Genomic DNA, 12,705 nt, shown 5'->3' with positions numbered 1-12,705 from the left:
CTCGCAGGAATCAATCCATGCGAGGCTTAGTGGTTAAAGAATGAACTGCTTAGTGAGCTGCGACTTCGGCTGGCGCTTCTTCGCCCGCTTCCGCAGGTGCTTCTTCAGCTGCAGGTGCTTCGGAAACGGGCTCTTCACCTAGATCGATGACGACTTCTTCTGCGGTCCATGGTGTGCTGCGTGAACCGTATTGGTCCATGTAGCCGTTCATGGTCGCTTCAGTGACTTCAGAGGCTTCGTTACCCCACTCTTGGCGAATGTAGGTTAAGACACCTGCAATCTCCAAAGGCTTGAGGTTCAGGCCACTTGGGCCGAAGGCTGGCATGTTACCATTATATGTATTGCCTGCGACTTCGATGGGGCCATTGAGACCATTGATCAAGATACGTGCGAGGCTTTCTTGGTGACCAGTCACCCATTCTGAACCTGCAAGCGGTGGATAAACACCTGGCACACCGAGACCTGAGTCTTGGTGACAGGCCACACACTGTGCCTTAAATACCTTAGCGCCACGGTCGTAGAGTGAGACTTGCACGACGACGACTTCTGCATTCGGATCGAAATCCAAGGTATAAGCGTCCTTATTAAAGTGTCCACCGAACTCGATCAAATACACCCCACCCCAAAAGCAAAGCGCAGCAAAAAGAAAGAGTATGAAAATCGGAATCGGCGAGGAGCCATCACGCGGCTCTTCCTGCTCGCGCATGAGCGAGTCATGCAGTTCCTGCTCGCCCGTATCGTTGTTGTGTTGCTCGTCGCTCATTCTTCGGGAATTTGAGCCTCTGGAAGGCTATAATTAAGTTTTAGGCTGAGGAGATACCCAACCAATGCTTCGGCGCGCTGAGTAGGCACGACTTCGTATCCGGCAGCGGGTGCATAAATAGAATCCGCCTCAAACTGTAGCGCGTTGGCTGATACAGCCCCCTCGATCTCGCGAGTTTCGTAAAGGAACGAATACTGTGGCATGATCGACTGCCCCTTAGATGTAATCCTAGGGTTGTAGAGGTGTAGGTGATGCCAGTTGGCATTCTCACGACGCTCACCTACGGCCATCAAATCGGGACCAATACGGTGGCTACCAAGTAATACATTGTCTTGCATGACGTAGTCACGAGCGACAGTGCCGCGTTTGCCCCACTCACGCTCAACATCAGAACCGTAACCAGCTCGACGCACTTGCTGCGTGTGGCAATAGACGCAACCGAGCTCAGCGTAAACAGCACGCCCCTGCTCTGCGACGCCTGTCATCTTCGCAGGATACAATGTTTCACCCGCAATCGGATTGCCTAGCTCATCTAAGGTCTCGGTGGTTTGAGTCAAACTGCCGAGTTGAATGTAACTGCTGAGAACTAAGCCCACTAGCGAAAACGCTAAGGCGGTTAAGATCCCACAAAAAAGAATCGGTAGATTTTTCATTACGCTGCACCCTCCTGGTTAGCAGACTCAAGCAATGTCGGCCCTTGCTTCGCACGGAACGAACCAGTCGCACAGAGCATCCAAATAAAATTAATAGCAAAAGCAATATGTCCAATTGCGAGGCAAATGACTCCAATCGAACGGATCTCTAGCCAAGGCTCCATCAATCGAACAATCTCAAGGAATGGCACCTCTGCGTTGTTCATTTGAACACCAGCTAACCAGCCACCGACAAGTAGTGACACCACGATTGTAGTGATACCGATCGCACTGCCCCAGAAGTGGAAGAAGATCAAGGTTGCGGACGGCCACTCGCGCTTCGTAAGGCGAGGTAGCATGTAGTAAAGACCACCAAACATCACCATCGTGAAGAAGCCATAAACCAAGTGTTGTGTTTGCCCAGTGGCGAAAGTCGTAAAGTGTGTAATCTCACTGACTGAGCGAAATGCCATTGCCGAACCAACAAGGCTGGCAAAAAAGTAAGACAGTATACCGAACATCACGAAGCGAAGCGCGGGACTGCGCCAGACGTCAGCCTTGCGGCCTTTCACTGTCATGAAAAGGTTGATACCCACTGCGAGCACTGGAATCACCATCATTACCGCAGCGACGATACTCACCGAGCTCATCCAGATCGGAACTGGACCACCGATCAAATTGACCATCCCTGTCCAACTGCCAAGCAGTGCTAAAGAGACAAAACCGAGCAGTGCCAATGTGTAAGAGTGAATCGGGCGACCGAGCACCTTAGGAATCACATAATACGCCACTGCCAATGCCATCGGGGTGAGCCAGAGGTTTTGAATACTTGCGTTAAACCAATTTGCGGTGACTGCTTGAACCACGCCACGCGCAGGAAACCAAACAACCAAGAACTCAGAGATCATATAGATCCAAGGGAACCAGAAAAGTGCGCCGAGGATATACCACTGCGAAACGTAAACACTGTCCCCTTGACGAGCACGAAATGCCATGATGCCCCATGCTCCGATGAGTGCATATGCAACCAGCAAAAGCGGAGTGGCATAACCAGGCAGTTCAAGGAACTCAGCCGCATTGAGATCACCGGCAAGAATACCAAATAGGCCGACCTTTAAACCAAGGTTCCAGAAGATGCCTGCGACGATGAGTAAGCCTCCATTACGGAACGGTGCTTGCGACAAACGAGCAATGATCCAGAGACCGATCGCAAAGATGCTATTGCAGCCCCAGCCAAACAGCATCGCGTTGGTCGCAACTGGATAGAGGCGCCCGTAAGTGACGAACTCGTAACCAGCCATAAACATAGGCTCATGCGATTGGTAGGCCGTAATCAGCGTGAAAGCCGAGCCGATGATGAGCCAGACGAGCGCCGAGACGACAAAGAACAATGCCGGGAACCGTATGGATGCATCGATCTCACTCAACACGGTGCGCACGGATGCACTCGCGGGAGTGGACTGAGAGTTGGACTGTAGATTAGAATTCAAAATTAGGAATTAGGAATTAAGAAATGGGATTTAGAAATTTAGAAATCTGGAATGAGGACGCTTTAAGAAAAATCATTCCTAATTCGTAATTTAAAATTCCTAATTGTTTTGGTAGGCCGCTACGGTCAATTCCATTGCATCCTCGATCGGGATGCGAACGGTGCCGGCTTCTGCGTCGATGACTTCGAAGCTAGTGAGCTTAGCCACACCTGCTGCACGTGCTTCGTCAGCCTTAGCTTGGCGTGCTTCGTTGACTGCTTGATCGACCGGAGTCGGACGGCTAGGCAAATAAGCAACGAAGAAGATCACGGCAAACACGAGAAGTGCGCCGATGATACCGACAAGAGATAGCAGACGACTGCCTGTAGATAATTCAGTTTGAGACATCTTAGATTACTCCGCGTAGTTAATGGACATTTTGATATTCGGGTCACGAATTGGGATCGGCTCAGCCTTTTTAGTGCTGCGGCAGAATGCCCAGATGCAGACACCACCGATACCGATGATGGATGCGATATCGACCCAGTTCACAGAGAACTGACGCACGAGGTAACCCGCTGCGTGTGAGTCTGGGTTCACCAACTTACCAGGAACGATGTTCCAGTAGAGGTCGAGCAGGTGGAAGCTAAGGATCCAGATCGAGATGCCGACGGTGCGCCATACAACAACCTTCGTCTTATACCAAAGTAGGCAGAGGAACGGCGTCAGGAAGTGACCGAAGATCAAGCCCATGCTCACGAACCACCAAGAGTTAGTAGTGCCGTCGAAATTCATTTCACGCAGGTTATACCAGAAGGTTTCTTCCGGAATATTGGCGCTGTAGATCAGGAAATACTGAGAGAAACTAATGTATGCCCAGAAGATGGTGAATGCCAGCATCATGCAGCTGATGTCGTAACGGTGCGCTTGGTTGAGGATCCCCTTGAGGTAGCCCTTGGCTGCGAGGATGACTGTCACGATGATCAGTGTAGCGAGTGCAGCACGGATACAAGCCGCGAAGAACCATACGCCATACATCGTCGAGAACCAGTGGTATTCGAGCGATTTGAACCAGTCAATCGCACCGAGTGTCATAGCAACTGCACAGAGGAAAAGCCCAACTGCAGAAAGCGCATGTGCCTTCTTCGTGTTCTTAATATCGCCTGTCTTGTCTGTATCAAAGGACCACTTGCGGAGCAGGCCTGTGATGACGATAAAGACACCGAAGATACCAACTGCACGGATCGCAAAGAAGCTGATGTTCAAGTAAGGCTGCTTCCAAGTATAGATCGCGTCCTCACCAACAGTGCCATGTCCTGGCAATGCATTGGTGCCGTCCATCCACTTCCAGAGCAGACCCGGATTTTCGTGGCAGAATGGGATCGCTAAGAGTGGCAGGAAGAGCAGCAGCAACCATGGGAAGGCTGCCATGCCGTGCTCACATTGACGGCGAATGATGACTGGCCAGCGTGCGTAAAAGACATACCAGATCAAAGTCAGGAAGGTCATGCCAATGGCGATGGACATCCAGAAACCAAGACCGATGAGCCACCCCATAAATGGGCGTGCGTCGGCTGCGTTCCAACCTTGGAACAAACCAAAGGCTGCGGCTAAGATGCCGATGATACCAACAACGAGAGCGATGCCCCCTACTTTGTTAGCTTGAGCGTGATGTGCGTCCGAACTCATATTATTTAATTCCTAACTCTGTGCGTTGTGCGTCGGAAAGATCCTTAGCATTTGCGTTTTGGGAAAGCTGTAAGGCGCGAAGGTAAGCGACAATCGCCCAGCGTTCGTCAGGTGAAATGCGACCATTAAATGGGAGCATCAATCCCTTACCGTTGGTAATCACGTCGAAGATGTAACCATCCTCAACATCGCGAAGACGAGCGTCGTGGTAATTCGCCGCGAGCACGCCGTATGGCTTGGTCACACCGTTACCGTCACCAGCTGCACCGTGGCAGACAGCACAGAAGATATCGAACTTCTCTTGGCCTTCGGCCATGAGCGCGTGGTTCACTTCGAGTGGCACTTTCTGAACGAAAGATCCGTCGGCATTCTTACCTTGGTTCAGGACAGTGTCACCGAGGGTCGTATCATCAAACTCAGCGGAGAAGACCTCTGCTTGGTTGAAGAAATTACCGCGAGCAACTGTGTTACCAGGAATCGGACGATCATCGCGAGCGTCGGTGAAGAACGCATTGGCTGCCTGCGGCTTGTAACGCGCTTGGCGATCCATGTCTGGAAAGACTTCGAGTGGTGGCTTTGTGCTTTTTGAGCCGCGGAAGCCGAGAATCGACACCGCTGCTACAATAGCAAAAACATATATGGCTAGAAAGATACGCATGATGATGTCCTACGCTGAGACCTCCTCGATGTCAGTTCCGCCAATGTCCGCTAGGAATTGACGCGTGGCGACCGAATCAAACTGTGCATCGCGTGCTTCGATTGCGATGACCAGACGATCTCCGGAGACCTCTAGAAATTTTTCGTTATTGAAAAGTGGGTTATAGTGCTGAGGGAGCAAATTGGTGATGAACATACCACCGAGTGTGCCGAATGCGGACAACAGGATGGTCAACTCATACATAATCGGGAATGGGAAGACTGGGCTGAAGTATGGCTGTCCACCGATGATCAGTGGATAGTTATACGAATTCATGAACCAGACGATCAACATCCCGAGGCAGAACCCTGTGATACCACCGCAGAAGGTAAAGACCGGCACTTTAGAGCGCGGTTGACCTTGGGCAGCAGGCATTCCGTGAACGGGGAACGACGAATATGTGTCCCACTTTTTGTAACCTGCATCCCTCACCTTTTCCGCCGCATGGAAGAACGAAGGTGTATCTGCGAAGGTCGCGATAATTCCGTGTGTTTCAGATTCAGACATTAGTGTTGTCCTCCTTTTTCATCGTCGTGGTGGCCGTGCGGATCTGCAGCCGGCATCACAAATTTAACTTCTGCAATCGGCATGATCGGTAGGAAGCGCAGGAACAAGAGGAACAATACGCTGAACAAACCAAAGGTGCCGAAGAAGGTCAGGATATCGACCATTGTTGGAGAGTAGTAACCCCAGCTCGATGGCATGAAGTCATTGGCCAGCGAGGTAACTGTAATAACGAAACGTTCGAACCACATACCGACGTTAATCAGAATCGACATGACCCAAACCAAGGCAGTGTTGTTACGCACCTTCTGAAACCAGAAGAGTTGAGGAGTGAAAACGTTGCAGCTGAACATCATCAAATAAGCCCACCAGTATTGGCCGAACGCACGATTGATGAACGCGAAGCTCTCGTAGGGATTCGCACCATACCATGCGATGAAGAACTCCATGATGTAGGCATAACCCACGATCGAGCCAGTGCCCAAGCAGATGCGGCACATATTGTCGATGTGGCGCTGTGTGATCAAGTCATGCAGACCATAGAGCGCACGCAGTGGTAGCATCAAAGTGAGCACCATACCAAAACCGGAGAAAATCGCACCGGCCACGAAGTATGGCGGGAAGATCGTGGTGTGCCAACCTGGCAACACCGCGAGGGCGAAGTCAAAGGAGACGATGGTATGAACGGAAAGAACGAGCGGAGTGGAGATACCTGCAAGAATCAGGTAAGCCATTTCGTAGTTGCGCCAGTGGTTACCAGCATTGCGCCAGCCCATTGCGAAAATTGCGTAGAAGAACTTGCGGAAGACATCCATGCCTTCAGCCATTTTCTTTTGAACCTCAGAAGTGCCTTCATAGGCCCCCGCCTTGAGGCGTTGGATCGCACGGTCGCGAAGCACACCAAGGTCAGGAATCATACCCATATACCAGAAGAGCACTGAAACTGTTCCGTATGTGGAAACCGCGAACACGTCCCATTCCAATGGAGAGCGGAACTGTGGCCAGATGCCATTGGCATTTGGAATCGGGAAGAGCCACCAACCAAACCAGACACGACCGACGTGGAAGAGCGGGAAGATACCCGCGCAGACCACCGCGAAAATCGTCATGGCCTCAGCCGCGCGGTTAATCGAAGTTCGCCAGCCCTGCTTCAACAAGCAGAGGACCGCGGAAATCAGGGTTCCGGCGTGGCCAATACCAATCCAGAAAACGAAGTTAACAATCGCCCAGCCCCAGTTAATCGGATTTGCCAGGCCCCACACACCCACACCAGTGCTGACGAGCCAGAGTAGCCCCATGCCGGTGAAGGATGCAGTCATCAGCGCAATCGCCATACAGACCCACCACCACATCGGTGTTTTCGTCTCGACGATGCGGCAGATCTTATCGGTGACCCAGTTGAAATCACGATCATTCGTGACGAGGGCTGGTTCGTGAAGCTCAGCCGGTTGCACTTTGGCCAACAAAGCGGCCTGTGTCGCATCCATTGAACACTCTTGAGTAGTCGTAGCCATTTTAATAGGTTCGCAAGTTAGAAATTAGTGAGCGGAGTGCGCTTCTTCAGAGTGAGAGGAATGGTCGTGACCATGATCATCATGAGCAGGCGCTGCATGAGTATCGTGTGTCGCGCCGTGGTCGTCGCCGTGAGCATCATGCCCTGCGCCGTGGTCCGCGCCGTGATCGCCATGGCTACCATATCCGTAACGCTCGTCGTATTGAGCATAGGCATATGGTTTTTCATAAGCGTCTGGCATTTCCGGATTCGGATTACGCAAACGAGCGAGATACGTGGTGCGAGGACGAGCATTCAGATAACCTAGAACCGAATAGTTACGGTCGCTAGCCTTCATCTGCGAGACTTCAGACTCGGCATCCGAGATATCACCGAAAGTGATGGCATCGGTTGGGCAAGCCTGTTGGCAAGCGACCTTGATGTTACCATCCGCGATACGAATATCATCGGACGCACCAGCGAGGCGCTTTTGCTCGATCTTAGCAGCTTCGATACGCTGCGTGCAGAAAGTGCACTTCTCCATGACACCGCGCATACGCACCGTGACATTGGGATTCTTTTGCATCTTCTGAAGTTCTGGCTCTTCGACTGGACCAAGTGGGCCCTTGTAGAATTCACCGATCTTACGCTTGTTCCAATCCAGGAAGTTGAAGCGACGCACCTTGTAAGGGCAATTATTCGCGCAGTAGCGAGTGCCGACGCAACGATTATAAGCCATGGTGTTGAGGCCTTGTGTGTCGTGCACGGTCGCATTGACAGGGCAAACCTGCTCACACGGTGCATTCTCACAGTGCTGACACATCATGCCCATGAAGGACACTTGCACATCGTCTGGCACCTCAGTCTGATCGTATTTCTCAGCAGAGAAATAACGGTCAATACGCATCCAGTGCATCTCACGTCCACGAAGGACCTGATCTTTACCAACGATCGGCACATTATTTTCGCTTTGGCAGGCAACGACACAAGCCGTGCAGCCGATGCAGCTATTCAAATCAATCGCCATCCCCCACTGCTGTGGCACTGGGAATGAATCAAGCGGTTGACCTTTGTCGTCATGCCAAACCTTAACGTTGGGTGCTGGCTTGGAGAAGGCGACGTGATCGTAAGCAGAGTTACCGCGATACTGGTTAACCGACTTCTCTTGAAGTGATTTGTCCGCATCCTTCGCGTAATTCGCAGGAGCATGTGACTCGACGCCGACCTTGTTAACAAAGTCAGGCTTCTTCGCGTAGTAATCAGCTGTGCCTTCGCGAACGAGTGCGCGGCCTTCCATCGACCAGTGCTCTTGAGTATTCGCGAGGTGATAAGTTTTTTCGGTGAGCTTGATGGCGGCACCGAGTGCGCAACCAAGGCTACCGGAGGTGCGAACTGCATAGGCATCGAAACCAACACCGTGACCAACGCGGCCAACCACCTTACGCCCCATACCCAGTGGCAAGACCACTGTGTAGTTTGCAAGACCTGGAACCACGTGAATCGGAGCTTCGATGGTGACACCGTTAACAGTCAATTCGACGACAACTGCTTCTTCCTTGCCACGATTGAAAGTCGCTTTGTTGGTCTGAAGTGTGCCCTTTGCAGCCTTAAAGAACTCGCTGTGCTCATTCATCGGCTTCTTGGTCGGGAAGATCTGAATGCCTTGTGCGCTTTCAAGTTCCTTCGCAAGTGATGGGCTGATCTGGATCGCATTATCCCAAGTCAACTTCGTGATCGGGTCTGGACACTCCATCATCCAACCATTGTTGGCGTAACGACCGTCGTAAGCGTGCGAGCTCGGCGCGAAACGCACTTCGAGGGCATTCGCATTCAACTCAAGCGCAGTTAGTTCGTCAGCTTTCAGGGCTTTGACGACCTTCGCATAATCCAGCTTCTTAGAGGCGCTCTTGAAAGCAGACCCTTCAAGGACACCGTCACTGAGGAATTTATTGTAATCCTTACCACCTTCAGCAGCAAATGTCGCTTGCGCGATCGAGTAACCATCGGTCGCAGACGCACCAGCGAGGCGTGCAAGCACTTCGAGATCATTGAATGTATCGAACAGCGGCTCAATCATTGGCTGCACTGGAACCAGTGTGCCGTCAAATGTGCGCCCATCGCCCCAAGACTCCAAGTAATGCGAGCGTGCTATGAAGAGGTTGACTGCTTGAGAGGTTTCGTTAACCGCACCACCGATGTAGATGCTCTGCGTCGCCTTAGCTTGAGCAGCGGACCAATCAAGATCGATCGGCGCATCGTAAACTGGGTTACCACCAAGAATCACGAGTGTTTCCACATCGCCTTGGTTCAAACGAGCAGCGGCCGTTGCGATGCCCTGCTCAGCAGTTGGCACTTCAACGTAGTTGATCGGAGCAGAAAGTGCTTCGTTGATCGCGATGACGATGGCATGCACCGACTTCGGCAAATGCTCACCAGCAACGATGATCGAATGGCCTGCATTCTCAACAAGGTCAGTCGCACATGCATCGACCCATTGAGCGTCCACCTTCAGTGATGCACCAATCTTAGCGAGTTCAGCTGCCAACGGGCCGCCAACATGCTTTTTATTAAGCACTGCCGCACCGACTTGAGCGATGAATGCGCCCATTTGGCTAGTGCTCAGACGGAGACGGTGATCGGCCATGGAGCCAGTCGTTGTCAACGTGCTCTCTACCGAGTAGAGGCGGCTCATCTTTGTCGCATCCTTCGAGTCCTTGACCTTACGAGTCTTGGTGAAGTCGCGCGCTTGGCTCAGAGAGCCATCTGCATTGATGAGGAACTCAGCGTCGAGTGCGAGCACACGTTTCGCTTTAGTAAATTCTGGAAGTGCGCGGAGCGACTTGCCGAAGACAGCCTGTGCGGCTTGCTCGGAAGTGCTTTGATCAATCGCAGTGTTTTCAGTCCAAGTCGCTTTCGGAAAAGCCTTCTTAATCTGCTTCACTAAAGCTGCACGACTTGGAGACGTGCTTGGCTCAGCGAGGAATACGAGACCTGCGCCCTTATCAGCCCCATGCGCCTGACGAATCGCTTCGAGACGATCACGAACTGCAGCTGGAGACAATGTCGCACTGCCCTCTTTGCTCTTGGTTGCACGGTCTGGATCATACAGGTCCAAAATGCTCGCCTGTGTGTAAACAGTCGTCGAACCACCGTAAGGCGTAAAGCTTGGGTTACCCTCAATCTTAGTCGGACGACCTGTTTGGGTCTCGACGATCAATGGCACATTATCACGCGCACCCGGCATCGAGGACGTATAATAAATCGCCACACCTGGAATCACGTTCTCAGGTTGTTTCGAGTAAGGGAGAATTGTTTGTTCCGGACGGCGGCAACCAGCCATACCTAGGCCAGCAAGACCAAAGGAAGCAGCCATCACTTTCATGAATTGGCGACGATTTACGCCTTCCATTTCGGAAGCGCCGGCAGGAAATTCGCGCTCGACCCAATCAGTAAAAGCGGGAGTTTCCGCTAGATCGTCGAGGCTCTTCCAGTAACGTGGGCCTGAGAATTCAGAGTTCTTCATTATCTAAAAAGGTGTCGATTAACGGTGGCAGCCAGAGCAGCTTTGTGGTGGATTGACCTTCCAGTCATGAACGAAGCCGACAGCTTCCTTCTTATATTCTTCAGTATCAGGACGTTCCCAACCGAGATTATACACCTCATCCAGTGGACGAATGCTATCCTCAGGATTACGGTGACAGTCCAAGCAGAACGTCATGCTAAATGACTTCGCATGCTCGACGACTTCCATCTCGTCCACACGACCATGACACTCAACGCAGCTGATACCGCGATTTACGTGCACAGAGTGATTAAAGTAAACGTAGTCTGGCGTCTTGTGAACACGCACCCAAGGGATCGGCTCGCCCGACTCATAGCTCTCACGCACAGGCGCAAGCATCGGATCGTCCTTACGCACCATACTGTGGCAGGTCATACAGACATTGGTGGCTGGCACGTTGGAGTGCTCGGAACGGTCCACGAATGTGTGACAGTAGCGGCAGTCCAATTCCAATTGCCCCGCGTGCAACGCATGGCTAAATACCACTGGCTGTGTCGGCGCATAGCCTACCCGCGTATAATTGGGAGTGAAATAGTAAGTAATCCCTAAAGTGACTGCAGTCACAGTGAGCACAAGTGCTACGATTACTTTAATTGGGATCGTGTTGACCCACCTCGGAAATACATTCGCCATCGCTTATATATAAATAAAGTTATGAACGTCTATAATTAGACGATTTTGCGCTCAACCGCTCCCTTAGCAGGTCGAATGCGAGACATCGCACGCGGCTCCCCGGAAGAGGCAACATGAGTGGATTCAGACTTTGATTCTGAGCTGGCTGCGCGCGTCAATGCAAACGCTCCGGCAAATGCCAAGCCCGCTCGTTTCAAAAATCCTTTGCGAGTAGTAGTTTTTTCGCTGTTCATCAGAGTTAAAGCGGCCTGTTAAAAGTGCCGCTAATCAAGATGGCAACCGTTTTTTATGCGCAAATTCGATTCATACGAATGAACAAACGAACAGTTGTTAAATTGAGGGTTGTTAAATTAACGCAAAAACCGCGTAACACGGCCTCTACAAGGTAATACTAAAAATAAGCGTCGAGGATTAGGGAGATTAAATTTCCAAAGCAACGACTAGTTCCATTTTCAATGAATCAATTAGTAAATTACATACAGAGAATTTATTCCATTCATCCGGCTAATAGACGAGCAACCAAAAAGAATTCCTACTTATAGGGTCAATCAGCAGAACTAATCCACTGGTAGCTGTTTTTCATACGACCTCCAATCGCTTCAAAAACAAAAATCCCTCCCTTAAAACAGAGCGAAGCGAACTGATTGATCGCAAAAAAACGAGTTCAGGCTTCTCACAGTGAAAAAGTAGCACATAACAACCGATATGACTGACGCAGAAACAACGAATAACAAACAAAGCATCTCGGGCAAATATATCGTGATCGGTCTCATCCTATTTACCGCAATCGTCGGTAGCCTGTTTATTTACCTCGGCCCCAAGGCGACCGAGAAAACGCCAGGTATCCTACACGTCGGTATCCGCTACGCCAACGAACACACCATTGAATTCACACAATATAGTAAAACGGGACCAGGTGCGCGTATCGAGTTCATTGCGGCAGATGGTAGTATCCCCCACTCTGTCGAGCGCCTCGCCATGGGACGTAATCTCGTGCCGATTAGCAACTTAAGCGATGGCACCTACACCGTGCGCCTCAGCTCCGACGACTTCGAAACCGTTGAGCTGACGATGATCGCCGAAGGCCGCATGCTCAATCCACCCAAAGATGCCGAATTCCCGCATGGCACCCACGCCGACTATAATATGATCGGCGTGCGCTTTGAGCCGCGAGCTGCAGAACGTTGAACATCCAACGTCGAACGCTGAATATTGAATTCCAGAGAAAGCATTGAACGTTCAGTATTGTTCGGCATTGAGCGTT

General features: G+C 51.3%; 11 protein-coding genes. 1 reads left to right on the top strand and 10 read right to left on the bottom strand.

Annotated features, from left to right (window positions below; translation table 11 throughout):
* Positions 1 to 49: 49 nt before the first annotated feature.
* The 10 genes from GZZ87_RS11490 to GZZ87_RS11445 all read right to left on the bottom strand — a co-directional run bounded on the left by GZZ87_RS11490 (position 50) and on the right by GZZ87_RS11445 (position 11,441).
* Entirely contained in the window at positions 50 to 763 is a 714-nt protein-coding gene (locus tag GZZ87_RS11490) for a cytochrome c (RefSeq protein ID WP_162025206.1), read from the bottom strand.
* Positions 760 to 1,416, bottom strand: a complete 657-nt coding sequence (locus tag GZZ87_RS11485) for a cbb3-type cytochrome c oxidase subunit II (protein WP_162025207.1) — start codon at positions 1,414 to 1,416, stop codon at positions 760 to 762. Before GZZ87_RS11485 ends, GZZ87_RS11490 begins: the two co-directional genes overlap by 4 nt.
* On the bottom strand, positions 1,416 to 2,885 hold the full coding sequence (locus GZZ87_RS11480; RefSeq protein ID WP_244648184.1) for a cbb3-type cytochrome c oxidase subunit I: 1,470 nt from the start codon (positions 2,883 to 2,885) through the stop codon (positions 1,416 to 1,418). Before GZZ87_RS11480 ends, GZZ87_RS11485 begins: the two co-directional genes overlap by 1 nt.
* 99 nt (positions 2,886 to 2,984) lie before the next feature.
* Positions 2,985 to 3,272, bottom strand: a complete 288-nt coding sequence (locus GZZ87_RS11475; protein ID WP_162025208.1) for a hypothetical protein — start codon at positions 3,270 to 3,272, stop codon at positions 2,985 to 2,987.
* Between the two features lie 6 nt (positions 3,273 to 3,278).
* Complete coding sequence (locus GZZ87_RS11470; RefSeq protein ID WP_162025209.1) at positions 3,279 to 4,553, bottom strand: hypothetical protein; 1,275 nt, start codon at positions 4,551 to 4,553, stop codon at positions 3,279 to 3,281.
* A gap of 1 nt (position 4,554) precedes the next feature.
* Complete coding sequence (locus GZZ87_RS11465) at positions 4,555 to 5,211, bottom strand: cytochrome c (protein WP_162025210.1); 657 nt, start codon at positions 5,209 to 5,211, stop codon at positions 4,555 to 4,557.
* Positions 5,212 to 5,220: 9 nt separating this feature from the next.
* Positions 5,221 to 5,757 carry a DUF3341 domain-containing protein gene (locus GZZ87_RS11460; protein WP_162025211.1) on the bottom strand — a complete coding sequence of 179 codons (537 nt, stop codon included), beginning with the start codon at positions 5,755 to 5,757 and terminating at the stop codon, positions 5,221 to 5,223.
* Complete coding sequence (gene nrfD / locus GZZ87_RS11455) at positions 5,757 to 7,268, bottom strand: NrfD/PsrC family molybdoenzyme membrane anchor subunit (protein ID WP_162025212.1); 1,512 nt, start codon at positions 7,266 to 7,268, stop codon at positions 5,757 to 5,759. Before nrfD ends, GZZ87_RS11460 begins: the two co-directional genes overlap by 1 nt.
* 24 nt (positions 7,269 to 7,292) lie before the next feature.
* The gene (locus GZZ87_RS11450; RefSeq protein WP_162051284.1) at positions 7,293 to 10,769 is read right to left on the bottom strand and encodes a TAT-variant-translocated molybdopterin oxidoreductase; all 3,477 of its coding nucleotides are present in this window, start codon (positions 10,767 to 10,769) and stop codon (positions 7,293 to 7,295) included.
* Positions 10,770 to 10,787: 18 nt separating this feature from the next.
* Positions 10,788 to 11,441, bottom strand: a complete 654-nt coding sequence (locus GZZ87_RS11445; RefSeq protein WP_162025213.1) for a cytochrome c3 family protein — start codon at positions 11,439 to 11,441, stop codon at positions 10,788 to 10,790.
* A 705-nt stretch (positions 11,442 to 12,146) separates the two neighbouring features.
* Between GZZ87_RS11445 and GZZ87_RS11440 the strand changes: the two genes are divergently transcribed.
* Positions 12,147 to 12,629, top strand: coding sequence for a hypothetical protein (locus GZZ87_RS11440; protein WP_162025214.1), 483 nt, complete (start codon positions 12,147 to 12,149; stop codon positions 12,627 to 12,629).
* Positions 12,630 to 12,705 lie beyond the last annotated feature (76 nt).

Origin of the sequence: Lentimonas sp. CC4 (assembly GCF_902728235.1) — a bacterium.
Classification (GTDB): Bacteria; Verrucomicrobiota; Verrucomicrobiia; order Opitutales; family Coraliomargaritaceae; genus Lentimonas.
Note: the sequence above shows the minus strand (reverse complement) of the source record. Positions and strands in the feature narration are given on the sequence as shown.

Coding starts and splice junctions, on each gene's coding strand:
- GZZ87_RS11465 (WP_162025210.1), bottom strand. CDS start 5,211: ATGCGTATCTTTCTAGCCATATATGTTTTTGCTATTGTAGCAGCGGTG.
- GZZ87_RS11440 (WP_162025214.1), top strand. CDS start 12,147: ATGACTGACGCAGAAACAACGAATAACAAACAAAGCATCTCGGGCAAA.
- nrfD (WP_162025212.1), bottom strand. CDS start 7,268: ATGGCTACGACTACTCAAGAGTGTTCAATGGATGCGACACAGGCCGCT.
- GZZ87_RS11460 (WP_162025211.1), bottom strand. CDS start 5,757: ATGTCTGAATCTGAAACACACGGAATTATCGCGACCTTCGCAGATACA.
- GZZ87_RS11470 (WP_162025209.1), bottom strand. CDS start 4,553: ATGAGTTCGGACGCACATCACGCTCAAGCTAACAAAGTAGGGGGCATC.
- GZZ87_RS11445 (WP_162025213.1), bottom strand. CDS start 11,441: ATGGCGAATGTATTTCCGAGGTGGGTCAACACGATCCCAATTAAAGTA.
- GZZ87_RS11450 (WP_162051284.1), bottom strand. CDS start 10,769: ATGAAGAACTCTGAATTCTCAGGCCCACGTTACTGGAAGAGCCTCGAC.
- GZZ87_RS11475 (WP_162025208.1), bottom strand. CDS start 3,272: ATGTCTCAAACTGAATTATCTACAGGCAGTCGTCTGCTATCTCTTGTC.
- GZZ87_RS11485 (WP_162025207.1), bottom strand. CDS start 1,416: ATGAAAAATCTACCGATTCTTTTTTGTGGGATCTTAACCGCCTTAGCG.
- GZZ87_RS11490 (WP_162025206.1), bottom strand. CDS start 763: ATGAGCGACGAGCAACACAACAACGATACGGGCGAGCAGGAACTGCAT.